24 protein-coding genes are annotated in these 24236 nt (G+C 55.3%); 13 read left to right on the plus strand and 11 right to left on the minus strand.

The features are described from left to right. Position 1: 1 nt before the first annotated feature. The 3 genes from BLU05_RS18070 (at position 2) to BLU05_RS18080 (ending at position 3009) form a co-directional block, all read left to right on the plus strand. Positions 2-1087 carry an aldose epimerase family protein gene (locus BLU05_RS18070; protein WP_091882925.1) on the plus strand — a complete coding sequence of 362 codons (1086 nt, stop codon included), beginning with the start codon at positions 2-4 and terminating at the stop codon, positions 1085-1087. 3 nt (positions 1088-1090) lie between these two features. Next, positions 1091-2407, plus strand: coding sequence for an NAD(P)H-dependent oxidoreductase (locus BLU05_RS18075; RefSeq protein ID WP_091882928.1), 1317 nt, complete (start codon positions 1091-1093; stop codon positions 2405-2407). Positions 2408-2649: 242 nt separating this feature from the next. Next, a complete protein-coding gene (locus BLU05_RS18080) occupies positions 2650-3009 on the plus strand; it encodes a hypothetical protein (protein ID WP_091882930.1) in 360 nt (119 codons plus the stop codon). A gap of 15 nt (positions 3010-3024) precedes the next feature. On the opposite strand, the gene kynA is transcribed toward BLU05_RS18080, so the two are convergent. From kynA to BLU05_RS18095, 3 genes are read right to left on the minus strand one after another with little or no spacing between them, the layout of a single operon-like run. After that, positions 3025-3864, minus strand: coding sequence for a tryptophan 2,3-dioxygenase (kynA, locus tag BLU05_RS18085; RefSeq protein WP_091882934.1), 840 nt, complete (start codon positions 3862-3864; stop codon positions 3025-3027). Then, a complete protein-coding gene (kynU, locus tag BLU05_RS18090) occupies positions 3861-5096 on the minus strand; it encodes a kynureninase (RefSeq protein WP_091883193.1) in 1236 nt (411 codons plus the stop codon). The genes kynA and kynU overlap by 4 nt, the downstream gene beginning before the upstream one ends. Positions 5097-5116: 20 nt before the next feature. Further along, positions 5117-5860 carry a GntR family transcriptional regulator gene (locus BLU05_RS18095; RefSeq protein WP_091882937.1) on the minus strand — a complete coding sequence of 248 codons (744 nt, stop codon included), beginning with the start codon at positions 5858-5860 and terminating at the stop codon, positions 5117-5119. A 117-nt stretch (positions 5861-5977) separates the two neighbouring features. On the opposite strand from BLU05_RS18095, the gene BLU05_RS18100 reads away from it, so the two are divergent. The 4 genes from BLU05_RS18100 (at position 5978) to BLU05_RS18115 (ending at position 9708) form a co-directional block, all read left to right on the plus strand. Then, positions 5978-6952, plus strand: coding sequence for an ABC transporter substrate-binding protein (locus tag BLU05_RS18100; RefSeq protein ID WP_091882940.1), 975 nt, complete (start codon positions 5978-5980; stop codon positions 6950-6952). A 110-nt stretch (positions 6953-7062) separates the two neighbouring features. Next, a complete protein-coding gene (locus tag BLU05_RS18105) occupies positions 7063-7845 on the plus strand; it encodes an ATP-binding cassette domain-containing protein (RefSeq protein ID WP_091883196.1) in 783 nt (260 codons plus the stop codon). A gap of 5 nt (positions 7846-7850) precedes the next feature. Further along, a complete protein-coding gene (locus BLU05_RS18110; protein ID WP_091882943.1) occupies positions 7851-8771 on the plus strand; it encodes an ABC transporter permease in 921 nt (306 codons plus the stop codon). A 112-nt stretch (positions 8772-8883) separates the two neighbouring features. Beyond that, a complete protein-coding gene (locus BLU05_RS18115) occupies positions 8884-9708 on the plus strand; it encodes an alpha/beta hydrolase (protein ID WP_091882946.1) in 825 nt (274 codons plus the stop codon). 91 nt (positions 9709-9799) lie between these two features. Here BLU05_RS18115 and BLU05_RS18120 read toward each other — a convergent pair whose 3' ends face one another. Next, a complete protein-coding gene (locus BLU05_RS18120) occupies positions 9800-10066 on the minus strand; it encodes a helix-turn-helix domain-containing protein (protein ID WP_091882948.1) in 267 nt (88 codons plus the stop codon). A gap of 471 nt (positions 10067-10537) precedes the next feature. Between BLU05_RS18120 and BLU05_RS18125 the strand changes: the two genes are divergently transcribed. The 3 genes from BLU05_RS18125 to BLU05_RS18135 all read left to right on the plus strand — a co-directional run bounded on the left by BLU05_RS18125 (position 10538) and on the right by BLU05_RS18135 (position 13230). Then, positions 10538-11110: a peroxidase-related enzyme gene (locus tag BLU05_RS18125; RefSeq protein ID WP_091882951.1), complete on the plus strand. Its 573-nt coding sequence runs from the start codon at positions 10538-10540 to the stop codon at positions 11108-11110. A gap of 66 nt (positions 11111-11176) precedes the next feature. After that, positions 11177-12139: a DUF6454 family protein gene (locus tag BLU05_RS18130; protein WP_091882954.1), complete on the plus strand. Its 963-nt coding sequence runs from the start codon at positions 11177-11179 to the stop codon at positions 12137-12139. A 458-nt stretch (positions 12140-12597) separates the two neighbouring features. Continuing rightward, entirely contained in the window at positions 12598-13230 is a 633-nt protein-coding gene (locus tag BLU05_RS18135; protein ID WP_091882957.1) for an outer membrane protein, read from the plus strand. 708 nt (positions 13231-13938) lie between these two features. On the opposite strand, the gene BLU05_RS18140 is transcribed toward BLU05_RS18135, so the two are convergent. The 5 genes from BLU05_RS18140 to BLU05_RS18160 all read right to left on the minus strand — a co-directional run bounded on the left by BLU05_RS18140 (position 13939) and on the right by BLU05_RS18160 (position 18798). Further along, on the minus strand, positions 13939-15138 hold the full coding sequence (locus BLU05_RS18140) for an ABC transporter permease (protein ID WP_091882960.1): 1200 nt from the start codon (positions 15136-15138) through the stop codon (positions 13939-13941). Between the two features lie 2 nt (positions 15139-15140). Next, entirely contained in the window at positions 15141-15845 is a 705-nt protein-coding gene (locus tag BLU05_RS18145; protein WP_091883198.1) for an ABC transporter ATP-binding protein, read from the minus strand. 11 nt (positions 15846-15856) lie between these two features. Continuing rightward, positions 15857-17116 carry an efflux RND transporter periplasmic adaptor subunit gene (locus BLU05_RS18150; RefSeq protein WP_091882963.1) on the minus strand — a complete coding sequence of 420 codons (1260 nt, stop codon included), beginning with the start codon at positions 17114-17116 and terminating at the stop codon, positions 15857-15859. A 292-nt stretch (positions 17117-17408) separates the two neighbouring features. Continuing rightward, positions 17409-18050 (minus strand): 3-oxoacid CoA-transferase subunit B, encoded by a 642-nt coding sequence (locus tag BLU05_RS18155; protein WP_091882966.1) that lies wholly within the window; start codon positions 18048-18050, stop codon positions 17409-17411. A 1-nt stretch (position 18051) separates the two neighbouring features. Beyond that, complete coding sequence (locus tag BLU05_RS18160) at positions 18052-18798, minus strand: CoA transferase subunit A (RefSeq protein ID WP_091882968.1); 747 nt, start codon at positions 18796-18798, stop codon at positions 18052-18054. A gap of 82 nt (positions 18799-18880) precedes the next feature. On the opposite strand from BLU05_RS18160, the gene BLU05_RS18165 reads away from it, so the two are divergent. Continuing rightward, complete coding sequence (locus BLU05_RS18165; protein WP_139210488.1) at positions 18881-19468, plus strand: LuxR C-terminal-related transcriptional regulator; 588 nt, start codon at positions 18881-18883, stop codon at positions 19466-19468. Between the two features lie 8 nt (positions 19469-19476). On the opposite strand, the gene BLU05_RS18170 is transcribed toward BLU05_RS18165, so the two are convergent. Beyond that, positions 19477-20025 (minus strand): cupin domain-containing protein, encoded by a 549-nt coding sequence (locus BLU05_RS18170; RefSeq protein WP_091882971.1) that lies wholly within the window; start codon positions 20023-20025, stop codon positions 19477-19479. 149 nt (positions 20026-20174) lie between these two features. Between BLU05_RS18170 and BLU05_RS18175 the strand changes: the two genes are divergently transcribed. Further along, positions 20175-21503 (plus strand): omega-aminotransferase AptA, encoded by a 1329-nt coding sequence (locus tag BLU05_RS18175; protein WP_091882973.1) that lies wholly within the window; start codon positions 20175-20177, stop codon positions 21501-21503. Here the strand turns inward: BLU05_RS18175 and BLU05_RS18180 are convergent. Then, entirely contained in the window at positions 21500-22714 is a 1215-nt protein-coding gene (locus tag BLU05_RS18180) for an ROK family transcriptional regulator (RefSeq protein ID WP_091882976.1), read from the minus strand. The genes BLU05_RS18175 and BLU05_RS18180 overlap by 4 nt on opposite strands. 218 nt (positions 22715-22932) lie before the next feature. On the opposite strand from BLU05_RS18180, the gene BLU05_RS18185 reads away from it, so the two are divergent. Further along, positions 22933-24171, plus strand: coding sequence for an extracellular solute-binding protein (locus BLU05_RS18185; protein WP_091882978.1), 1239 nt, complete (start codon positions 22933-22935; stop codon positions 24169-24171). The last annotated feature ends 65 nt before the right edge of the window (positions 24172-24236 follow it).

Raw genomic sequence — 24236 nt, forward strand, 5'->3', positions numbered from 1 at the left:
CATGCATGCGGTGCTGAGGCCCCAGCCATTCGGGATGTTTGCCGGAGAACCGGTGTTTCAGGCGACAATCCAGTCAGCATCGGGTGCAATAGCGCATATCCTCAACTGGGGTGCGGTGATCCGCGATCTGCAAATCCCTTTGACGGATGGCACATTGCAACGGGTTGTCCTCGGTTTCGATCAATTCGATCCTTATCCGCATCAGTCACCTTATTTCGGCGCACTGGTCGGGCGCTACGCCAACCGGATTGCCCATGGCCGGTTTACTCTCGACGGCAAGGATTATGCGCTTGACCTTAACGAAGGTGGAAAGCAGACCCTCCACGGCGGTTCAAAAGGGGTGTCACAACGCCTCTGGGAAATTACCGACTGGAGCACATCTTCAGTCACGCTCGAACTGCAACTGCCCGACGGCGATCAGGGTTTTCCCGGCGCAATGAATGTGCGCTGCACCTACAGTTTCAGCACCGGATCAACGCTGCGCATAGACATTGAAGCGACAAGCGATGCGTTGACCGTCGCCAATTTCGCTCAGCACAGTTACTTCAATCTGGATGGTTCGGATGATATCCGCAGCCATGAGTTGCAGATTTTTGCCGATAGCTACACGCCGGTGTCAGACGATCTCATTCCCATAGGCGAAATCCTGCCTGTGGATCAGACACCGTTTGATTTTCGTCAGCCGCGTCTGATCGGCGCGCACTCATCATCGACATATGATCATAATTGGGTTTTGAACGGTGATGCGAAGAACGGTTTGCGCCATGCCGCATCGCTGGGAGGCCGCACGGGTCTCGAAATGCAGGTTCACACCACCGAACCCGGTCTGCAATTCTACGATGGCAGGATGATCGACCCTTCGCTGATCGGTCTTGAAGGCAAACGCTACGGCCCGCATGCCGGATTGTGCCTTGAGGCGCAGCGTTTTCCTGACAGCCCAAACCAGCCGGATTTTCCAAGTGCGGTGCTTCGCCCTGATGAGACTTACCGGCAGCATACGGAATTCCGGTTCCTGCATCGCCAGCTGTTGCCAAGCGCCCTCTCCCGTCCTATGCCGGAGCAAAGCAGCCAGATGAGGAGCGTTTGAGGTATGGCGAGCAATGTAGCATTGACGGGATTGGCGCGGGACATGCAGGCGCGGGCGGATGCGGGGCGTCCCATCCGCATTGGTCTGATCGGATCAGGCGAGATGGGCACGGATATCGTCACCCGCGTCGCCCATATGCCCGGCGTCGAAATCGGGGCGATTTCCGAATTGAACCTGCCCAATGCCCTGAAGGCCGTCGATATCGCCTATCAGGAACCGGGCCATGCCCGCGAGGTGAATACGGCTTCGGCGCTGACATCAGCCATGGAAAGCGGCAAGATTGCCGTCACCAGCAATGCGGATCTCATCCTTGAGAATGATCTCATCGACGTGGTGATCGACGCGACAGGTGTTCCGGCTGTCGGTGCCGAGATCGGCCTTCGCGCCATGGAACATGGCAAGCATCTCGTCATGATGAATGTCGAGGCTGATGTGACCATCGGCGCATACCTTAAAAGCGAGGCTGACCGGCTTGGCGTGACCTATTCGCTCGGCGCTGGCGACGAGCCTTCCTCCTGCATGGAACTGATCGAGTTCGTCTCGGCCATGGGCCATCCGATTGTCGCTGCCGGTAAGGGCAAGAACAACCCGCTCAACATCGATGCCATTCCTGACGATTATGAGGAAGAGGCAGCGCGCCGCCACATGAATGTGCGCATGCTGGTGGAATTCGTCGATGGGTCGAAAACCATGGTGGAAATGGCAGCCATTGCCAATGCCACCGGACTGGTGCCTGACAAGGCGGGCATGCATGGTCCGGCGGCAACGCTCGACCAGCTCAACAAGACACTCATCCCGCAAAAGGATGGCGGGCTGCTCTCACGCGTCGGCGTTGTCGACTATTCCATCGGCAAGGGCGTTGCCCCCGGCGTGTTCGTCGTCGCCGACATGTCACATCCGCGCATATCGGAACGGATGGAAGATCTGAAGATGGGCAAGGGTCCTTACTTCACCTTCCACCGGCCCTATCACCTGACCTCGCTGGAAGTGCCGCTGACCTGCGCCCGTGTCGTGCTCTATGGCAAGGCCGATATGGTGCCGCTGTCGAAGCCCGTGGCGGAAGTCTGTGCGGTTGCCAAAAAGGACCTCAAGGTTGGCGAGACGCTCGATGCCATTGGCGAATATTGCTACCGCGCCTGGATCATGACGGCGCAGGAGGCGCGTGATGCCAAGGCGATCCCCTGCGGCCTGCTGCAGGGCGGTACGGTGACAGCACCGATTGCCAAAGGCGAACTCATCACCAGCGCCAATGCCGCGCCTATCGCGGGCTCAAAGATCGTCGAACTCAGACAGCGGCAGGACAAGCTTGTTTATGGCTGATTCGGGTCAAGCCAGATGACGCCACTATTGAGCCGTTCTGGTCCAAGATCAGGGCGGCTTTTTATTGCGAGTATGGAATAAATTCACTTTCTCTTTGCAAAACAAAGACTTGATGAAAGCGTGGGCAACAATAATCCCATGCAAATAAATCTGTATAAAACCTGCATCTCCTTGAAAAAACCGTGTCAAGCGCCAATATTAATAATTGGTTAACGACTGAGTCTTTGGTGCAGGAGAATGCAGTGCCAGCGTATCAAGTCAAATTTGCCTATCTGACCAAGTATAAACAGACACGCCATCTGTTTCATCAGCTTGTCATTGCCGACGACGAGGCAACAGCGCTCGCCGAAGGCCGCAGGTTGATGAACAAGCGGTCTCCCAATGCGCGGATTATGCATGAATCATGCGTTGTTCGTCCCGACAGTCAGGAAGTTGAAAGCGCTACAGCCAAGGGTTGGGTTCTCAACGACAACTGGTGGTCGCGGCCGATTATGCCTGATGATGATCTTGCTGCCATTGCCAAACATGGTTTTACCCACAGCAACCACATCCACGCCAAGTCGGCGATGGATTGCGTTGCCATCGACAAATACGCCGCATAAGCCCGGCGGACCGGCCTAGAGCTCGGTCCGCATGCTCCACAATTCAGGAAACAGCACGATATCCAGCATCTTGCGCAGATAGTTGACGCCAGATGTGCCGCCGGTGCCTGTCTTGAAGCCGATGATGCGTTCAACCGTGGTGACATGGTTGAACCGCCATCGCCGGAAGTAATCCTCGAAATCAACAAGCTTTTCCGCAAGTTCATAGAGCGGCCAATGGGTTTCAGGTGAGCGGTAGACTGCAAGCCAGGCATCCCGCACACTGTCATTGGCCTCATAGGGCAAAGAGCAGTCCCGTTCGAGCATAGCCTTGTCGATGGCAAAGCCCTTGCGCGCCAGCAGGCGGATCGACTGGTCGTAAATGCTGGGTGCATGCAAAATACCATCAAGCCACGCATGAATATCGGGCTTGTGTGCATGCGGACGCATCATGGCGGCGTTCTTGTTTCCCGCTAAAAATTCGATTGCACGGTACTGGAATGACTGAAAGCCCGAGGACATGCCAAGCGCTTCACGAAACGTCGTATATTCGCTCGGGGTCATGGTTCTGAGCACATCCCAGGCGGAATTCAACTGATCGAGAATGCGCGACACCCGGCTCAGCATCTTGAACGATGGCGCAAGATCGTCCTTCGCAAGGTGTTCGCAAACGGACATCAGCTCATGGATCACAAGCCGCATCCAGATTTCCGAGGCTTGATGCTGAACGATGAAGAGCATTTCGTCATGGGCATCGGAGAGTGGTGATTGTGCCGTGAGAATCTTGTCGAGGCGCAGATAGTCGCCATAGGACATGCGCCCATCAAACGACATTTGCGCGCCCTCGGTCTCAGGATTATAGGGTGTGCGGCTCATGTTACAGCTCCCCTCACCTTATATTCTGGAGCATCCCATGCGCGTGTCGCCAGAATTTCCTTGAGGATACCAACCGCTGCGGACACTTCGGCAAAGCTCAGATAAAGCGGCGTGAAACCAAAGCGGATAATGTCAGGGGCACGGAAATCACCGATAACACCGCGCGCAATCAGTGCCTGCATGATGGCATAGCCATTATCGCATGAATAGGAAACCTGACTGCCGCGCTGGTCGGGGTTGCGTGGTGTGACCAGTTTCAGGCCGAACTCACCGGCAAATCCTTCCACCTCCTGAATGAAGAAATCGCAAAGCGCTATGGATTTTGCCCGCAATGCGTCCATGTCGACCTCGTCCCACAGGGCAAGTGCCTCATCCATCGCCACCATGCCAAGCACCTGCGGCGTGCCGCAAAGATACTGGTCGATACTGTTCGACGGCGCATAGGCCGCTTCGAATGCGAAGGGCGCACGATGCCCGAACCAGCCGGACAAGGGCTGGCGGAACCCGCCCTGATGACGCGGATTGACATAGAGGAATGCTGGGGCACCGGGGCCGCCATTCAGATATTTATAGCCGCAGCCAATGGCGAAATCCGCACCGGCTCCCGCCAGATCAATCGCCATGGCACCAGCCGAATGCGCCAGATCCCATATGACCAGAATGCCCTTCTCATGCGCCGCCTTGGTCATTTCGGCCATATCGTGCCGATACCCGGTGCGATAGTTGACATGGGTCAGCATCAGCACGGCCACGTCCTCATCAAGCATCGCCGGAATATCGGCGGGCTTTTCCGATAACACCAGCCGATGATCCTTTCCGATCTGCTTGGCCACGCCTTGCGCAATATAAAGATCAGTCGGGAAATTCTCCCGCTCCGAAACAATTTTGCTCCGACCTGGATTGAGGCCGAGTGCCGCAGACAGCACCTTGAACAGATTGATCGAAGTACTGTCAGCCGATACGACGCTCCCGTCCTGCGCACCGATCAAACGGCCAATCTTGCCGCCGACCTGTTGCGGCAGGTGAACCCAACCCGCCGTATTCCAGCTGCGGATAAGCTGCTCGCCCCACTCTTCGCTGATGGTCCTGGCAACCCGGGCCTTTACGGTCTTGGGCAAAGCGCCGAGGGAGTTGCCATCGAGGTAGATGACACCTTCAGGCAGTTCGAACCGCTCCCGGAAATGCCGCAAAGTGTCCGTTTCGTCCTGATGCGTCGCGTCGATTCGTGTCATCGTCATTGTCTCTTTGGTTTTCAGGCAGCGGTATCAAAGCCGGCAATGCCGCTGGCTTTGGCGAGTTTCACAAAGGCATCCTTGGCAAGCCTGACATGATCAAGCATCAAGGCCTCAGCCTTGACCTTGTCGCGGGCAAGCGCGGCTTCCATCAGGGCTGAATGCGCATCGATGCCCAAGGCTTCGCGGGAAAGATTACCGAGCGACTTGTCGCTGTTTTCCTGCGCGGCGCGGGTCAGATGATCAATCCGCAGAATGATATGGCGGCGATAGCGATGCAGCTGCGCATGCAGTTGCTGGGCAAAATTCAAAAGCCACTTGGATGAGGCCCCCGCAATGAGTGCCATGTGAAATTCCGTGTGGGCTGCATCCCAGATATCAATCGCCTCGAACTGCGAGAATGAATTGGGCACATCGCATTTCGACAGGCGGTAATGCGCGCCGACGAGAGTGGCTTCCCAGTTACGATCGCCATTCTCGATGGAACTGACGAGCAATTGCGTTTCAATGACAGAGCGCGCCGCCTCAAGGTCCTGCAACTCCTCCAGCGTGACGATAGCCACCCGAAAGCCCTTGTTCGCCTCGGTTGTCACAAAACTTTCGGCCTGCAGGCGGTTCAGCGCTTCCCGCACCGGCGTCGCGCTGCTACCGAGTTCCGCGGCGAGTGCGCGCAGACGCAGGGATTGCCCCGGTTGCAAATCCCCGTTCAGGATGCGCGAGCGCAACGCTGTATAAAGGTTTTCAGACTTGATGCTTTCGGCCATTGTGTTCCCTCGGCCTTTGCCATTTTCTATTTGTATATCATTTCACGTTTGTTATATTATTTTCAAGCCTGAGGAGGCGAGGCCAATAAAAAGCCAACAAAAAGTGGAGAACAATAAATGATCGGTGCAAAATACGTCGTGCGGACAGCGCTTGCTGCAGCACTGGGAATGACGCTTGGGCTGAGCGCAGCCTATGCAGAGACAAAAATCGGCATTGCGCAGTTCGGCAAGCATCCGCAGCTCGATGAAACCGTCACGGCATTCAAGGCTGAGCTGGTCAAGCTCGGCATCGCCGATGCGGTTTTCGATGAGTTGCAGGTCAATTTCGACGCAACACTCATCCCGCAAATGGTCACCAAGCTGACCTCGGCCAATCCAAAACTCATTCTTGCCGTCACCACGCCAGTGGCGCAGGGCGCGCGCCAGATCGTCGGCAACACCGGGACTCCGGTTGTATTCGCTGCTGTGACTGACCCTGTCGTTGCCAAGCTCACCCCTTCGTGGGAAGCAGGCGACAAGAACATGACAGGCGCATCCGATTTGCAGGATGTGGATTCGGTCGTCAAGTTCATCAAAAAGCTGCTGCCTGACGCAAAGCGCCTCGCTTATCTCTACAATCCCGGCGAAGACAATGACGTTGCCGTTTTGAAGCTGATCAAGACAGCTGCCGCCGCACAGGGCCTGCAGGTTGTCGAAGTCGGCCTTGATAACACCAACGACATTCCAATCCGCGTCAGCTCGCTCGCAGGCAAGGCCGATGTCATTTACGTGCCGGCATCAAACCTCGTACAGCCAGCTGTTCCTGCTGTTGCCGCTGCAGCGCTCAACATCAACATCCCGATCGTCAACGCATCGGCGCAGGCTGTGCGTGATGGTCTTGTCGCTGCGGCGTTTGAAGTGTCCTACACCAAGGTCGGACAGAACGCCGCCAAGCTTGCATCCGAAATCATTGCCGGAAAGTCACCTGCCAGCCTTGCTCCAATCAAGCCGTCCTATGAGGATCATACGGCGCTGATCAACGAGAAGGTTCTGGCGAAAACCGGACAAAAAGTTCCGGATACATTCAAAGATTGCGGCTGTTTCGTCAAATAAGCCTTCTCCTATCGTCTGCAAACATATAGTTCCTGCGCCATAAAAGGCGCAGGAACTTTTGACACGGAGCAAAAAGCTCCGGTTTGAGGGGCTCAAACATGACTACCGACATGCTTGCCGTCACAGGCGGCACAAAGATTTTTTATCGCGGCACACCGGATGAACGCCGGGCGCTTGATGGGTTGAACATCGCGCTCAAACCTGCCGATTTCTGCATTGTCATCGGCAGCAACGGCGCCGGAAAGTCCAGTTTCCTCAATGCGGTCTCCGGTAAGCTGCCACTCGATTCCGGGCGCATCAAGATTGACGGACTGGATGTTACCAAGCTGAACGCCCACAGGCGCGCCCAGTTCATCGCCCGCGTCTTTCAGGACCCGATGATCGGCACCGCGCCCACCATGACGATTGGCGAGAACATGCTTCTGGCGGAACTGCGCGGCAAACCGCGCGGGTTCTCCTACGGATTGACGGCGAACCGCCGGGCAAAATATCGCGAGCAGTTGTCGGAACTCAATCTTGGTCTTGAAAACCGGTTGGATATGCCGGTTGGGCTCCTGTCCGGCGGCCAGCGCCAATCATTGTCACTGGTGATGGCGGTTTCAACGCGCCCGAAACTTCTGTTGCTTGATGAGCATACGGCGGCGCTCGACCCGCGCACGGCCAAACTGGTGATGGATACGACAGTGCGGGCCGTCGAGGAATTACACCTCACCACGCTGATGGTGACGCACAATATGGATCATGCGATCAAATATGGAAACAAGATCGTCATGATGGACGCAGGCAAGGTGTTGCTTGAAATCGGACCGGAAGAAAAGCGGGGCATCACGGTGCCTGATCTTATTGACCGGTTTCACACCAAGTCCGACGCCATCGCGTTGCAGGGGAGTTGAGTACTATGGATATTCTTGGCACCCTCACCAGCTTCTACGCCCTCATTCCTGTCACCATCGCCCAGAGCCTCATCGTTGCCTTCGTGGTGCTTGGCGTCATGCTGCCATTTCGCATCCTGAATTTTCCCGACCTGACATCGGAAGGTGCCTTTCCGCTAGGCGGGTGCGTTTGTGGCACGCTCATTACAATGGGTGTCAATCCATTCCTTGCCTGCGGCGTCGCGTTGATCTGCGGCTTTCTCGCGGGCTGTACGACGGCTTTCATCCATCTGCGCTTCAAGATCAACACATTGCTGGCCGGTATTCTTGTGATGACGATGCTCTACAGCATCAATCTGCGCATCATGGGCCGCACCAATATCCCGCTTTTCACCTATGACACGGTCTTCACCATTCTGGCAGGATCATCGGCCAATGTTTCCTGGGTTAAAATCCTGATCGTCGGTGCTTTGATTGCGCTGGTCGTCGGCGCCATGCTGTATTTCTTCATGTCGGAGAAAGGCACGTCTATGCGCGCGGTTGGAGCAAGCCCTGACATGGCCGAGGCACAGGGCATCAATGTTGGCATCGCCACCATACTGGGCGTTGGTGCCGCAAGTGCGCTTTCAGCAACCGGCGGCAGTATCATGGTCCAGACTCAGGGCTTTGTGGACGTCAATATGGGTTTTGGTATCCTGATCAACGGCCTTGCAGCTCTGATCATTGGCGAGGCTGTCACCGGGCGGCAATCGATCCTGCGCCAGGTGATGGCCCCCGTAGTCGGCTCGATTGTCTATTATCAGCTGATTTCCTTCTGTCTGACCCTCGGATTGGCACCTGCTGATCTGAAGTTTGCCACAGGTGCATTCGTTCTGCTCATGCTGGCTCTGCCGAACCTGCGCAAATCCGGCGGAAGCACGCAAATTCGCGAAAAGGTGCGGGAATAACAGGCCCGCATTTGTCGGGACGGAGATTTTGATCCGCGCCCGGCCTCTGCTAATCTGGAGCAAACAGGCTTGATCCGCGCGACGGCCGGATTGGAGGGGGACTGTTACGGATATGACGAAGAAATTCGACTGGGATGCTGCTTACTCCAATGGCGCCTATATTCCGGGTGGAAATGACTTCCCGCCCCGATGGAAGAGCCTGGCCGCCGAATTTCGAGCGGAAATAGCTGCCGCTGGCCGCCTGCGGGCGGATATCAGCTACGGCCCGCATGAGCGCAACACTCTCGATCTCTTCATGCCGCGCGGTGAAGTCCAAGGCCTCGTCGTGTTCGTGCATGGCGGATACTGGATGAGTTTCGACAAATCGACCTGGTCACATCTGGCAAAGGGCCCGCTCGCGCACGGATTTGCCGTGGCCATCCCGTCCTATGTGCTTTGTCCGCAGGCGCGTATCAGTGAGATTACCGTGCAGATCGCCACTGCCATCACCCACGCCGCTGCGGAGGTTCCGGGGCCTGTTCATCTGACAGGGCATTCGGCGGGCGGGCATCTGGTGGCGCGCATGGCGTGTTTCACCTCGCCGCTCGGCCAGCCGATTCGCCACCGCATCCGCAAGACGGTGGCTATATCTACCCTTGGCGATTTGCGCCCTCTCATGAAGACGCGGATGAATGAAACGTTTCATCTCGACGCTGTAGAAGCGCGTCTTGAAAGCCCTTCCCTGCTTGAGCCGCAGGAAGGCGTTGACATCACGGCATGGGTGGGTGGTGCAGAACGGCCGGAGTTCATCCGGCAGAGCACTTTGCTGGCCAATATCTGGTCAGGCTTCGAGTGTGATGTGAATGCCGTGGTGGAGCCGGAGAAGCACCATTTTAACGTGATCGACGGCCTTGCCGATGCGGATCATGCGCTGACACGCACGCTGCTCTGCCTGTAAAATTCAATAGATACGAATCAAAAGACTGCCAGAGTTGGGATATAGCTCTGGCAGTCTTTTGTGATTTTTTGATTTAAATAAATCAATTATCTCATGCACTTAGACGCTTTGAAACTTCAGGCGTCATAGCATTTGCCGGCAGCCCGAGGGCATGGGCAATGCGTTCCAATTTAGTCGGGTCGGAATTCTGACCGCTTTCAATTGTATCAATTTCGAGGGTCGTAAGACCGCACGCAACGGCCAGATCCTCTACGGAATATCCGAATTGCTCGCGGAACGCCCTAACAATGTTTGTACCATTGGCTATCGCCGTGGAAATGGCTTCTGGCAATGAATAGTCGCCGACGGTTGTGCTCATCGCTTTGCTCCTAACGTGAATGGTTGGTTAACAAATCGGAAGGCAGAACTTATACGTCCATCCTGCTGGATCAAGCCTTTTATCTGCAATCACATAAAACGTGATCGTAAAGCTGCGTCCGAACATGCCTTATTTAGGCACCAGATCTCTGTACAATACTGTAATTCGCGGAATGTTAACTCGACCAATTCCTAAAGAATATCAGTGGATTGTTACGCCACTGTGTCAGATATGACAGGGTATATATAGGAGCGATGAGACGAAAATGAACCATCACACCTTGAAATATTTCAGACCGGCATTTTTGCCTCTTATTGTAACAATTCCCCTGCTGACAGGATGTGCCGGCGGTGTCTACTATGACACATTCCGGTATGATGCGACCTGCACCGACTCGGATGCACGCCATCCGGACAGGGGCCCGGTTTGCGAGGTAAGGAAGACGCGTTAAGCCCTGAAGAGGCCACAACGATGTCAACCCCATCCATCAGCCGTTTCCCGACACCCTCCATTACTGAACTGCCGCAGGACATCGCCGACCGGATACTCGCCGTACGGGAGAAGTCCGGTTTCGTACCGAATGTCTTTTTGGTGCTCGCACATCGTCCGGACGAGTTTCGCGCCTTTTTCGCCTATCATGATGCCCTTATGGACAAGCCCGGCGGCCTGACAAAGGCCGAAAGGGAAATGATCGTGGTGGCGACGAGCGCCGCCAACCAGTGCCAATACTGCGTCATTGCCCATGGCGCGATCCTGCGTATCCGCGCCAAGAACCCGCTGATCGCCGACCAGATCGCAACCAACTACCGCAAAGCCGATATTACGCCCAAGCAAAGAGGGATGTTGGATTTTGCCATGAAGGTCTCTGTGGAAGCCTACAAGGTCGAGAGCGCCGATTACGAGCAGTTGAAAGCACACGGGTTTTCTCAGGACGATATGTGGGACATTGCGGCAATCTCCGCTTTCTTTGCCCTGTCGAATCGCCTCGCCAATGCAACAGACATGCGCCCCAACGATGAGTTTTATGTGATGGGTCGGGGATAGGTGCTTCACGCCCCTGTCATCGTGACGCGCTAGGCCTGAAGCACAATCTTGCCGGAGGATGACATCATGTCTGCATTGCGAAACACACTTCCCATAGCAATCACCATATTCACGGTGATTGCCGGTTCATCCGCAAACGCTGAAATCATTCAAGCCGGACGTACGATCAGCGAGCGTCTCAAAACATTCGACAGGAATACCGTCTGGAAGCCGGTTGAGCAGATCACCTTGAACTTCCCGACCTTCCATCCGCAGGGAATGGTAAAAATCGGTGACGTCTTCTACATAACCTCCGTCGAAATCACCAAACCCACGACCAAATATGACCAACCGCGCGACGGCTATGACCGTGATACGGGTGAAGGCAAGGGGCATCTGTTCAAAGCGGATGCCAAGGGCAATCTGCTTGAGGACCTCGCATTGGGTGAAGGATCGATCTATCACCCCGGTGGGATCGACTTTGACGGTACTTCGATCTTTGCTCCTGTCGCGGAATACCGTCCGAACAGCGCCGCCATTATCTATAAAGTCGATCCAAAGACCATGAAACCGCAGGAAGTGTTCCGTTACAAGGATCACCTCGGCGGGGTTATTCACGACACCGAGAACAAGACGCTCAACGCGGTCAGTTGGGGATCACGGCGCTTCTATGCGTTCACGCTCGACAGCGCAGGCAATGTCACCAACGCTGATGTGGAGCGGACAAAGCTGGCCAAGCTCAATCCCTCGCACTACATCGATTATCAGGACTGCAAATATCTCGGCGCAAGCGAAATGCTGTGCGGCGGGCTGACTGCGTACCAGACGAAGAAGGACGGTCCCAAATTTTCGCTGGGCGGGCTTGAGATCGTCAACCTTGCCTCCAATCAGCCCGTCTATCAGGTACCCGTACAACTCTGGACGGAAGCAGGGCTGCCCATGACCCAGAACCCCTTCTGGATCGAACCCGTAGACAAAGGGCTGAAAGCCTACTTCATGCCTGAGGATGACAAGTCCACGATCTATATTTATGAAGCACAGAGCAAGTAACGGCTCGCCTTCCCCCAATTTGCGTGATCTGTCACCCGCGACTAAGATCATGCAAAGCAAGGACGCGGGTGGTGGCACCTGCTTCGGCATAACAATCCCGCAGTGAAGCCAGACCGATCAAATTCCTTAAAAATCCGTAAACAAAAATACTATAAATTATTGAAATATATAATAAAATCTCTCATTTTGCCGTTTTGTGCAATGTGGGGGCAATCTTCGACTGCAAAATAAACCATGTCTTCCGGCGCTATAGATTTCGCAGGAAGTGGGGTGGTCGATTGCAAGGGTTTTGCGTCAGTTTCGGTGGCCAGCTCATAGATCAGGCGATCATCGCGCCGGAAGACATCTGTATCAGAGCGTGATCAGCCCAAGTGTATCAGGCTCTCGGGAGTTGAACCGCGCAACATGTCGCCGGACAGTTCGGTGGATCATGCGCTTGTATGTTTGGAGTAATGCGAATGTCCTCTCAAAGAAAGACTGTCTTGCTGGCTGGCGTGTTTGCGCTGCTAGCTTTTACAACCGGTACGGCGATGGCAGCCGATTATTACAATCCGGCCCCTGTCTACAACGATCCACCCGCGTTCGATTGGAGCGGTGCCTATATCGGTGCTCATGGCGGTACGGCCTTTACCAAGATGCCAAACCCCTTTGCCGACAGAAATGGCTGGAGCGGTGGTATCCAGGGCGGCTACAACGTCCAGATGGGACCGGCTGTTCTCGGTGCTGAACTTGAAGGTTCCTATCTCGGTGGCGCTGAACACAAGGTGCGCGGTGGCAAGATAGAAGAAAAATGGCGCGCTGCGGCAAAGGCCAAGGCCGGTCTGACATTCAATCAGACACTCGTTTTTGGTACCGCCGGTGTGGCCCTGACCAAATTCGACGCCGGTGACAGGGTGCGCGACACCAGCAGCTGGAAGACCGGTTACCTCGTGGGCGGCGGTGTCGAGCAGGCATTCGCCGGCGGCCTCTCAGCCAAGATTGAATACAACTACATCCACACACCCAATGTGAAGGCGACCACGGCTCTTGGCCGCAGCGAAACCGACATTGGAAGCCATGAACTCAAGGCCGGTCTCAATTACCGGTTCTAGCAATCAAGCACGACCCCGGCAGACATATTGCCGGGATCGTACCCGGACTACGCTGCGCGAGAATGTGGATACTAGTCCCGTTCACATGCTTGCGGTGTAGAAGTGCCTATCCGTGATGGGCGCTGTTCGGAGAGAAAATGGTTTGCAGCGCCGGCGGCGATCCCGCCCATCAGTCTCTGCCCGCCCTAAAGACTGTTTTCTCTCCGTTCGCACTTGGGCTAAGGCCGTGCAGACCGGCTATTTCCCCCACGATGTCAGAAAGATTAGACGGAGTGGATCGCTCAGATATCGCATCACATTGATGCTAATTTTTGCTGGAATATTTGTCAGTAAAATTTTCTATTGTTAATGTATTTATGTATAAATTTATACTTCGGTATAAGCAACTTTAAATATATATACACCCGGATGCTCTTTAACGAGCATCCGGGTGAAATATCTTAGATAGGCAAACTACCGAGTAAACCTGCAATGAGGTTAACGACAGCTTCAAGAAGGTGCTTAAGAAGATCTCCGAACATATAAATGTCCTCCCGGTTAAGTAAGTCAGCGCTATCATTATTATCAGACGCGCAATTGTTTACTAATAAATTGTTATCATTCGTCTTTACTATTAAATTTGAACCACTTTGTTTTAACCGTATGTTTTTGGCTGTATTTGATCACCTTATTTTAGGTAAATATTTAGGTCATCATCACTTTAATTGATTATTCATAGCGCAGGGCATCGATCGGGTTCATCCGTGCGGCGCGACGCGCCGGGAAATAACCAAAAATTACACCGATCAGAGCGGAGAAGCCAAAAGCAATCAGCACAATGGATGGATCAACCACGAAGGGCACGCTCATCAGGCTGACCGCTGTATAGGCGAGCACCAGACCGATGATCATGCCGATCAGACCGCCAATCAGGCACAGGACGATAGCCTCCACCAGAAATTGGGTCAGAACCTGCCGTTCCGTCGCACCAATGGCCAGACGTACGCCGATTTCGCGCGTTCGCTCCGTCACCGAAACCAGCATGATGTTCATAATGCCGATACCGCCGACAAGCAGGCTGACCGCCGCAATAGAAGAAAGCAGTCCAGTCAGAATAACCGTCGTCATGGAAACAATTCCAAGTATCTGACTGAGATCAGTGACTTCAAAGTCCCGGTCACCCGTTTCACGGATCTTGCGCCGCTCTTTGAACAGGTCCTCAAGTGCAGCCTTGACCGGGCCCGTCGCGCCATCCTTGGCCGAAACCGTTATCAACGACACATCGGTTGAACCGGCAATCCGGCGCTGGAACATGCGGAACGGGATAAGAACCATGTTGTCCTGATCCTGTCCGTCAATGGCTTTGCCCTTGGAAACCAGCGTGCCTATGACCTCGCAGGAAATGCGGTTGACGCGAATACGGTCCCCATCCGGAATAGTATCTCCGAACAGGACCTTTCGCACCGTTCCACCGATAATACAGACGGATCGACCGCTGCGCTCTTCTGATTCCAGAAAGTTGCGTCCAGATGCCAGCTGCCAGTTCATCGTGGTGAAAAAGTCATTGGTTGAGCCAATAACCGATACAGTCCGGCTATTGCCCTCCCGGATGGCTGTGCCGGACACCTGACCGAAGGGGGCGACGGCCGCAATGCCTGGAATCTGATCGCGGATCGCGTCAACATCCCGGACATCAAAGGTGCGTGGTGCAAGGGTTGAACGCCGCTCCGGGTTGCCGGGCGACACGAAAAGCAGGTTGGTACCAAGCTTTGAAATTTCACCCGTGACCCGCTGCCGCGTGCCATTGCCGACGGTGACCATGGCAATTACCGCACCAACGCCAATGACTATGCCCAGCATCGTCAGGAACGAACGCATCATATTGCGTGACATGGAATGCAGTGCCAGCCGGAACGCTTCGATCAGCATTGTTATAAATCCTGTCTGCGTTCATCGCTCTGGATGTGACCATCGACAAAGCGGATTATACGCCGGGCATAGGCGGCAATATCGGGTTCATGGGTGACCATGATGACAGTGATGCCATTATTCCTGTTGAAACCGGAGATAACGTCCATGATCTCGGCACTGGTTTTCGTATCGAGATTGCCGGTGGGTTCATCGGCGAGCAACACCTGCGGATTGGTGACAATGGCGCGCGCTATGGCCACACGCTGCTGCTGGCCACCTGACAGTTCGGAAGGCACATGACTGGCACGGGTTGCCAGACCCACCTGCCGCAGGGCCTCCAAAGCCCGCTCCCGACGCTCCGCGCGGCCCATGCCACGATAGATCAGCGGCAGTTCGACATTCTCAACCGCAGATGTACGGCGCAGAAGATTAAAGCCCTGAAAGACAAAGCCCAGCAGTTCCCGCCGCAGCGTTGTCTGTTGATGCCGGTCAAGTTGGTCGATGCCAGTGCCACCAAACAGATATTGCCCCGTGCTTGGCCGATCGAGGCAGCCAATCAGGTTCATGGCAGTGGACTTACCGGAGCCCGATGGCCCCATGATTGCAACGAAATCCCCCCGCTCAATGGCAAAGTCGACACCCGCCAAAGCGTGAACGGCCGCCTCACCTTCTCCGTAACTCTTGGTGACTCCACGGAACTCGATCAATGGCACCGGTTTTTGCATGGGCTGCGCGGTCATTTTGGCGGTGTGCTTGCAGCCACGATCACCTGATCGCCCGCTTTGATCTCACCGGAAAGAACGATTGTGTTGCGCCCGTCTGTCGCGCCGGTGCGCAGTTCAAGCTTCTCTGGCTTGCCACCACGCAACACCCAGACATTCCGCTGTGCCCCGGCATCCTTCTTGACTGGATCAGGTATAGCTGGTGTCTGATCAGCAGGATTGGCTGCCTCAACCTTTACCGGTTCATTGGGTGGTGTAAACCGCAATGCCGCATTGGGGACAAGCAACGCATCCTTGACTTCCTTGACATTAATGTAAGCCGTGGCGGTCATACCCGGACGCAAGGCAAGGTCTTCATTGTCAACGGCCAGCATGGCCTTGTAAGTGACAACATTCGAGACTGTTTCGGGTTGAAAACGGATATTGACGATTTTTGCCGGGAAAGTGCGGTCCGGATAGGCATCCACATTGAAGGTCGCGTCCTGTTCCGGCTTGACGAGACCAACATCAGCCTCATCAACATTCACCTGCAACTCCATCCTTTTCAGATTACCGGCGAGCTTGAACAAAACAGGCGCTTGAAAAGCAGCGGCAACCGTCGCACCCGGATCAACCGAACGGCTCAGCACGACACCATCAATCGGCGATATGATCTTGGACTTGCGCAAGGAGGTTTCATTGACCTGCAGTTCCGCTTCCGAAACGGCCACCTCGGCATTCGCCACATCAAGCGCGGCAACGGCTGAGTCATATTCCGACTTGGCAACGTCAAGCTCGCGCACGGATGAAACCCTGCTGTCCTGCAGGGCCGTCATGCGTTCAAACGCATTCTTTTTGGCCGCGAGAGTTGCCTGTGCCTGCACAACACGGGCACGCGATGCCAGAAGCTTTGATTTCGAGCTCTCGATATTGGTGTTGATCGTGTCAATATCGAGCGTTGCCAGCACATCGCCCTGGCCGACGAAACTATTGTAATCGACCAGCACCGTGCGAACCGTGCCGGAAAGCTCACTGGACACATCCACCTGTTCGGTGGGCTGCACAGTTCCCGTTGCCGATACGGTGATGGAAAGCGTACCCTTGGTCAGCGGCTTCTCGGTATAGCTATATTGCGTGCCACGAGAATACCACGACATGGCTGCCAGAATCGCGACAATGAGAAGCCCGCCGCCCCACAGGAAGGGGTGTCTGCGAAAAACATTCCGCTTGCCCCTGTTGTCGACAATGGAAGCCAGTGTTTTGCTCAGGTCCGGTTGGTTTGTCGAAGAGTCCACGCTGTTACGCCATTCGCTTTATCGGTTGCATGATGCGCCAAAGCGCTTTGAGTGACATAAGCCCATAAAAATCAGACTTCAATGCGATAGACCCTTTCGCTACCGACCGCTTAATATAGGCGAACGGGTATAATTCAATCCAGTGCCCGATCATTGCAGGAGGAGATTGCGTCAGCATTGCAGACGAAATGCCAGTAAAACGGGCGGAAATAAGGATGTGAGCTTCAAAACGAGAAAAACCGGCGGAGGATTATCCTCTACCGGTTTCCATTAGGCATAATGCAAAATTATATTACAGGGCAACGTCAAAAGTCGCTTGTGTCTTGGCTTTGATTTCTTCCACCGTAAGGCCAGGCGCAATCTCGATCAGCGTCATCTTCGGCTCGCCGCGCCGCTCGATTGTGAAAACACCGAGATCAGTAATGACGAGATCGGTGACACGCTGTCCGGTAAGTGGCAACGTACATTCCTCGAGAAGCTTGGCCTCACCCTTGGCCTCGTGTTCCATGACGACGACAACCTTCTTCACGCCGGCCACCAGATCCATGGCACCGCCCATGCCCTTCACCATCTTGCCGGGAACCATCCAGTTGGCCAGATCGCCATTGCGGGCAACCTGCATGGCACCGAGGATCGATAGATCAATATGCCCCCCGCGGATCATACCGAAACTGTCGGCACCGGAAAAATAACTCGTTGTCGGCAGCTCCGTAATTGTCTGCTTACCGGCATTGATAAGGTCGGCATCTTCTTCGCCCTCATAGGGGAAAGGTCCCATGCCCAGCATGCCGTTCTCGCTCTGCAGCTGAACGCTCATGCCTGTCGGAATAAAATTGGCAACAAGTGTCGGAATACCGATGCCCAGATTGACGTAAAAACCGTCCTGCAATTCCTTTGCGGCCCGTTCGGCCATCTGATCACGTGTCCAGGCCATCTCAGTTCACCTCACTTGCAGCGACAAGACGCGGACGGGTCGTCCGTTGTTCAATATGTTTGACGGGATTGGGCACATGCACGATGCGTTTGACGAAAATGCCGGGTGTATGGACATGGTCGCCATCGATCTTGCCCGCATCCACCAGATTTTCAACTTCGGCAACCGTGACCTTGGCGGCTGTGGCCATGATCGGGTTAAAGTTGCGTGCAGTCTTGCGATAGACAAGATTGCCTTCCGTATCGCCCTTGAAGGCGTGAACGATGGAAAGATCGGCAAACAGGCCGCGCTCCATCACATAGGATTCGCCGTCAAACTCGCGCACATCCTTGCCGTCGGCAATAATGGTGCCAACGCCGGTCTTGGTGAAGAATGCCGGAATGCCCGCGCCACCGGCACGAATGCGCTCGGCAAGCGTGCCCTGCGGGTTGAATTCCAATTCCAGTTCGCCCGACAGATATTGCTGGGCAAACAGTTTGTTCTCACCCACATAGGACGAGATCATCTTGCGGATCTGCTTGGTTTCCAAGAGAACACCAAGGCCGATGCCGTCAACGCCTGCATTGTTGGAAATGACCGTCAGGTCCTTCACACCGGAATCGCGGATTGCGTAGATCAGGGCTTCGGGAATACCACAGAGGCCAAAGCCTCCGGCCATAATGGTCATGCCGTCAAACAGCACGCCATCCAGCGCATCGCTTACATCTGAACGAACTTTTTTCAAGAACACTCTCCCATTGTTCTCCATCCTCTGCGGCAGGTTTTGCAGGCTGCCGTTGCCGCAACGGTATGGCTTGTCTTGGTGGCACAGGTAGTCGTATTAATACTGCATGACCGCAGCCGAGTTTCCTATCTCCGACATTGCCGTTTCAGGAAGCGCAAAACGCTTCATCTTAACCGACATGCCAGTGCCGATGGTCTATGCGACGCACCGTATCATACGCGATTGCAATTTCGAATTCGCCGAGACCTTCGGCTATGAACGCGGCGAATTGATCGACCAGAGCTTTAGCCGTCTCTATCCGAAAATTACGGACTTTGTTCGTACCGGAGAAATGTGGCGAACAAATTTCGCTGGCGGGCGTGTCTATTATGACGAGCGGGTGATGCGGCGGCGTGATGGGGCGAGTTTCTGGTGCCGCGTACGCGGGCGCAGCGGTAATCATACCGATCCGTTCGCCGAAGCGCTTTATTGCTTTGAGCCGATGAACCGCACCGTGGCTGGAAATGCCAACCTGATCTCGGACAGGCAGAGACAGGTGCTCACCCTTGTCTCACAGGGCAAGACCAATGCGCAGATCGCCCATGAAATTGGCCTGTCAAAACGAACCATAGAAGCGCACCGCGCCCGCATCATGCGTGCCTTCGGGCTTCACAATAGTGCCGAACTCATTGCCTGGTTTTCGTCGCTGCGGTAGGACGCTGATCAAAACGTCGGCGGCGTACAGGCGCTGACGACTTCGCAAGGATTTGGACCGACACAACGAAATCGGTGCGGCTGGCGGCTCTCGAAATAATAGGCGTCGCCGGGCCCGAGAATGCGCCGTTGATCGTCGACTGTGACCTCAATTCTGCCGCTGATGACAACACCACCTTCCTCGCCCTCATGCACAAGCATGACACGGCCGGTATCGCCGCCCGGTTCATAGCGTTCTTTGAGGATTTGCAACGCCCTGCCAAACAGGTTTTCGCCAATCTGGAGATAAGAGATATTGCCCTTGCCGATCTCGACCAGTTCACCCGCCTCGTAGAACACTTTTTGCTTGAGATCAGGCTCGATAGCAAAGAACTCGGATAGGCCGATTGGAATGCCATCGAGGATGCGTTTGAGTGCTCCAACCGACGGATTGGTCTGATTGGACTCGATCAGCGAAATCGTGGAATTGGTCACACCGGCCCGCTTGGCAAGTTCACGCTGCGACAGATTGTGTCTTTGCCGGAGATAACGGAGCCGTCCGCCCAGATCAATTTGCACACCCTGCCTCCTCGACTGTTCTCCATGTTCGATATAGCGAACTTATGAAACATCAGATCAGTAAATTCAATAGGTTATAGAATCAAAGAAAAGGACTTGTTGGTGAATAGAAAGCATGACCTGCTGGCGGGAGAAGAGGAGTCTCCACCATGCTGATGAGCAATACCCCGTCACTCGAAAATTACTGGATGCCCTTTACGGCGAACCGGCAGTTCAAGGCGGCACCACGCCTGCTCGCCTCCGCCAAGGGCATGTATTACATCGATGTCGATGGCGGACAGGTACTCGATGGCACGGCGGGACTCTGGTGTGTCAATGCTGGCCATGGCCGCGAAAAGATCGCCGATGCGGTGGCGCGCCAGCTGGTGACCATGGACTATGCGCCCTCCTTCCAGATGGGACATCCGCTCGCATTCGACTTTGCTGAAAAGCTTGCAGCACGCGCGCCCGGTGGCAAGAAGGCTGGACTGACAAAAGTGTTCTTCACCGGTTCCGGTTCAGAGTCCGTTGATACCGCGCTCAAGATCGCCATCGCCTATCAGCGCGCCATCGGTCAGGGTACACGCACGCGCGTCATTGGCCGCGAACGCGGTTACCACGGCGTCGGCTTTGGCGGTATCTCCGTCGGCGGGCTGGTCAATAATCGCCGCGTGTTCCCGCTTCTGCCGGGCACCGACCATATCCGCCATACGCATGATCCGGTTCGCAATACCTTCGTCAAAGGTCTACCTGAGCATGGCGCTGATCTGGCTGACGATCTGGAACGGCTGGTCGCGCTGCATGGCGCCGAGACCATTGCCGCCGTTATTGTCGAGCCTGTTGCCGGATCAACCGGCGTTCTCCTGCCGCCAAAGGGTTATCTGGAACGGTTGCGTGCGATCAGCCAGAAACACGGCATTCTCCTGATTTTTGATGAAGTGATCACCGGCTTTGGCCGTCTTGGCACACCCTTTGCCGTCGATTATTTCGGCGTCGTGCCTGATCTCGTCACCACCGCCAAGGGGCTGACCAATGGTGCCGTGCCGATGGGTGCTGTATTTGCCAGCGAAACTATTCACGATGCGCTGATGCACGGCCCTGAAAATCAGATCGAGCTTTTCCACGGCTATACCTATTCCGGCCATCCCGTTGCCTGTGCCGCCGGTCTGGCCACGCTTGAAGTCTATGAAGAGGAGGGCCTGCTCACCCGCGCCGCCGAAATGGCTGAGCACTGGCAGGATGCACTCCATAGCCTGAAGGGTCTTGCGAACGTCGTTGATATCCGCACGATTGGTCTGGTTGCCGGTATCGAGCTTGCCTCACGTCCTGATGCCGTCGGCGGGCGCGGTTACGACGTCTTCACCGACTGCTTCAAGAAGGGTCTGCTGGTGCGCGTCACCGGCGACATCATCGCTCTTTCGCCGCCGCTGATCGTCGAGAAAGAACAGATGGATACTATCGTGTCGATGCTGGGTGACGCGATCAAAGACGCGGCTTAAGGGGTCTTCAAGATTGCCGAGAAGCGCGGATCGAAAGCCCGCGCGATCGGTTCCGCGGCCGCTCCCAAGGCAACGGACCAAGGATCAGCGAGCCCCGCCTGCAGACGGGGCTCGGGGTAACGCAGCGCCCGGTCGGCGATAGACGGCAAGATGGGTTCCATGCGCGTGATAAGGCTGTCGATCAACACCTTCGGCGCGCCTCCACACAAAATCGTGGTTTGGGGATCAAAAATGGATTCCAGCATCTGCACCGTGCGGCGCAGGCGATCCGCAGCATTGTCGATCCAGCGTTCCACCACGGGTCCGCCCTTGACCACCGCATCGGTGACAAGTTCGAACAGCTTCGGATCAGATCGATCGAGCCCCAGCACATTGCATAGCGAGGCCATGGATGTGTAATGCTCCAACGGCTCCACATCCGCACCGTCACCCGGTGCCAGCGCCAGCATCATGCCGATCTCACCAGCATTGGAATAGGCACCGCCATAGATTTCGCCGTTGAGGATCAATCCGGCACCGAGGCCATAGCCAAGATAGATGCAGACCACATGATCAAGGCCGTGCGCAGCCCCCATCAACCGCTCGGCGGTTGCCGCCGCAGAGGCGTCGTTTTGCAAGGCAACCTCAAGGCCCGTGCCTTCAGCGATCCGCTCAACCAGCGGGAAATTCTGCCAAGCCGTCATCATCCATGGATCGTCATAAAGCTCGTTAATCCCGAATGGCCCCGGCATGGCGAGGCCAAGGCCAACAAGCTTTCTTGCCGCCTGCGGGAACTGCGCCGTTAGCGCTTTACGGGCCTTTTCAACCAGATCAAGAATGACGACAACACCTTCGGCTGGGCCCCCAGCAGGTAACTTGGACTCGAACTGAACCAGCACATCGCCAACAAGATTGACAATCACCGCTCGCGTGATGTGCCTGTCAATCTGCAAGCCGATGGCAAAGGCCCCTTCAGGCACAAGCTGGTAAGGCGTTGCTGGCTGGCCGCGTCCTTTGCGGACGCTCGCCTGTGATTGCACAAGCCCGTCACTGGCCAGTTCTTCAATGATGTTGGAGACTGTCTGCGGCGTCAGTCCGGTCGCTCGTGCAAGATCGGCACGGGACAGCGCACCATTCACCCGCAAAGCATCAATCATGATGCGCCGGTTATGTGCACTGGCACCACCCAGATTGGTTCCGCTCTTCGCCCGGATCGATTTTCTCGCGTCCATTCTGTCCCCTCTTGACACCAGAACAATATTGATCAAGAAATAAGTCAAGACAATTGATTTAATGCAAAAGACCACAAGAGTCTTGGGGAATGTGAGCACTGGCTGGGCGTAACACGTCACGGGCAGATCCTGAACAAGAAAAGCTCCCGGACTGTGACGACCAATCGGCGCCGTCTATAATGGATGGTGCGCGAGCTACAAGGCCAATAGGAGGTATCATGTTGAAATCCATTCAGACAGCGCTTCTAAGCGCAACCCTTTTGGGAGCGGCGCTCGCCTCTCCTGCCCATGCGGAAACCAAGATCAACGCCCTGTTCATGGCGCAGGCCGCCTATAGCGAGGCGGATGTCCGCGCGATGACGGAAGCCTTCACCAAGGCCAATCCTGATGTGACCGTCAATCTCGAATTCGTTCCTTACGAAGGTCTGCACGACAAAACCGTTCTGGCGCAGGGTTCCGGCGGCGGTTACGACGTTGTTCTGTTCGATGTGATCTGGCCTGCGGAATACGCCACCAACAAGGTGTTGCTTGACGTATCGGACAAGATCACCGGCGATATGAAAACGGGCGTTCTCCCCGGCGCATGGACGACCGTCGAATATCAGGGCAAGCGCTACGGCATGCCATGGATTCTCGATACCAAATATCTGTTCTACAACAAAGAAATCCTCGAAAAGGCAGGGATCAAGAACCCGCCAAAGACTTGGGGCGAACTCGCCGAACAGGCCAAAATCATCAAGGACAAGGGTTTGCTGGCAACGCCGATCGCCTGGAGCTGGTCGCAGGCGGAAGCGGCCATTTGCGATTACACCACGCTGGTCAGCGCCTATGGCGGCAGCTTCATCAAGGATGGCAAGCCTGTGTTCCAGACAGGTGGCGGTCTTGATGCACTCAACTATATGGTCGACAGCTATAAGTCTGGCCTGACCAATCCCAATTCCAAGGAATTCCTTGAGGAGGATGTGCGCCGGGTATTCCAGAATGGCGAAGCCGCTTTCGCGCTCAACTGGACCTACATGTACAATATGGCCAATGACCCGAAGGACAGCAAGGTCGCGGGCAAGGTCGGTGTCGTGCCCGCTCCCGGCATTGATGGCAAGAGCACGGTCTCTGCCGTCAACGGTTCCATGGGTCTTGGCATCACCTCGACCAGCAAACACCCTGACGAGGCATGGAAATACATCACCTTCATGACTTCGCAGCAGACGCAGAACCAGTATGCCAAGCTGAGCCTGCCGATCTGGGCATCGTCCTATACGGATCCGGCCGTATCCAAGGGGCAGGAAGAACTGATTGCAGCGGCCAAGCAAAGCCTTGCCGCCATGTATCCACGCCCGACAACGCCAAAGTATCAGGAACTGTCGACCGCCCTGCAACAGGCTGTTCAGGAATCGCTGCTCGGCCAGAGCAAGCCTGAGGATGCGCTGAAAACCGCCGCTGAGAACAGCGGTCTTTGATGCAACCATGCGGGCGGCAGAAACAGTGCTGCCGCCCGTATCTTTCTCAATGATTGATATTGTGG

This window comes from Phyllobacterium sp. OV277 (genome assembly GCF_900104355.1).
Lineage (GTDB): Bacteria > Pseudomonadota > Alphaproteobacteria > Rhizobiales > Rhizobiaceae > Phyllobacterium.

Excerpts from the sequence above, each read along its gene's own strand:
- BLU05_RS18110 (WP_091882943.1), top strand. The coding sequence starts at position 7,851 with ATGGATATTCTTGGCACCCTCACCAGCTTCTACGCCCTCATTCCTGTC.
- BLU05_RS18155 (WP_091882966.1), bottom strand. The coding sequence starts at position 18,050 with ATGGCCTGGACACGTGATCAGATGGCCGAACGGGCCGCAAAGGAATTG.
- BLU05_RS18095 (WP_091882937.1), bottom strand. The coding sequence starts at position 5,860 with ATGGCCGAAAGCATCAAGTCTGAAAACCTTTATACAGCGTTGCGCTCG.
- BLU05_RS18115 (WP_091882946.1), top strand. The coding sequence starts at position 8,884 with ATGACGAAGAAATTCGACTGGGATGCTGCTTACTCCAATGGCGCCTAT.
- BLU05_RS18185 (WP_091882978.1), top strand. The coding sequence starts at position 22,933 with ATGTTGAAATCCATTCAGACAGCGCTTCTAAGCGCAACCCTTTTGGGA.
- BLU05_RS18130 (WP_091882954.1), top strand. The coding sequence starts at position 11,177 with ATGTCTGCATTGCGAAACACACTTCCCATAGCAATCACCATATTCACG.
- BLU05_RS18120 (WP_091882948.1), bottom strand. The coding sequence starts at position 10,066 with ATGAGCACAACCGTCGGCGACTATTCATTGCCAGAAGCCATTTCCACG.
- kynA (WP_091882934.1), bottom strand. The coding sequence starts at position 3,864 with ATGAGCCGCACACCCTATAATCCTGAGACCGAGGGCGCGCAAATGTCG.
- BLU05_RS18165 (WP_139210488.1), top strand. The coding sequence starts at position 18,881 with ATGACCGCAGCCGAGTTTCCTATCTCCGACATTGCCGTTTCAGGAAGC.
- BLU05_RS18160 (WP_091882968.1), bottom strand. The coding sequence starts at position 18,798 with ATGGAGAACAATGGGAGAGTGTTCTTGAAAAAAGTTCGTTCAGATGTA.
- BLU05_RS18145 (WP_091883198.1), bottom strand. The coding sequence starts at position 15,845 with ATGCAAAAACCGGTGCCATTGATCGAGTTCCGTGGAGTCACCAAGAGT.
- kynU (WP_091883193.1), bottom strand. The coding sequence starts at position 5,096 with ATGACACGAATCGACGCGACGCATCAGGACGAAACGGACACTTTGCGG.
- BLU05_RS18100 (WP_091882940.1), top strand. The coding sequence starts at position 5,978 with ATGATCGGTGCAAAATACGTCGTGCGGACAGCGCTTGCTGCAGCACTG.
- BLU05_RS18070 (WP_091882925.1), top strand. The coding sequence starts at position 2 with ATGCATGCGGTGCTGAGGCCCCAGCCATTCGGGATGTTTGCCGGAGAA.
- BLU05_RS18075 (WP_091882928.1), top strand. The coding sequence starts at position 1,091 with ATGGCGAGCAATGTAGCATTGACGGGATTGGCGCGGGACATGCAGGCG.
- BLU05_RS18180 (WP_091882976.1), bottom strand. The coding sequence starts at position 22,714 with ATGGACGCGAGAAAATCGATCCGGGCGAAGAGCGGAACCAATCTGGGT.
- BLU05_RS18175 (WP_091882973.1), top strand. The coding sequence starts at position 20,175 with ATGCTGATGAGCAATACCCCGTCACTCGAAAATTACTGGATGCCCTTT.
- BLU05_RS18135 (WP_091882957.1), top strand. The coding sequence starts at position 12,598 with ATGTCCTCTCAAAGAAAGACTGTCTTGCTGGCTGGCGTGTTTGCGCTG.
- BLU05_RS18105 (WP_091883196.1), top strand. The coding sequence starts at position 7,063 with ATGCTTGCCGTCACAGGCGGCACAAAGATTTTTTATCGCGGCACACCG.
- BLU05_RS18140 (WP_091882960.1), bottom strand. The coding sequence starts at position 15,138 with ATGCTGATCGAAGCGTTCCGGCTGGCACTGCATTCCATGTCACGCAAT.
- BLU05_RS18125 (WP_091882951.1), top strand. The coding sequence starts at position 10,538 with ATGTCAACCCCATCCATCAGCCGTTTCCCGACACCCTCCATTACTGAA.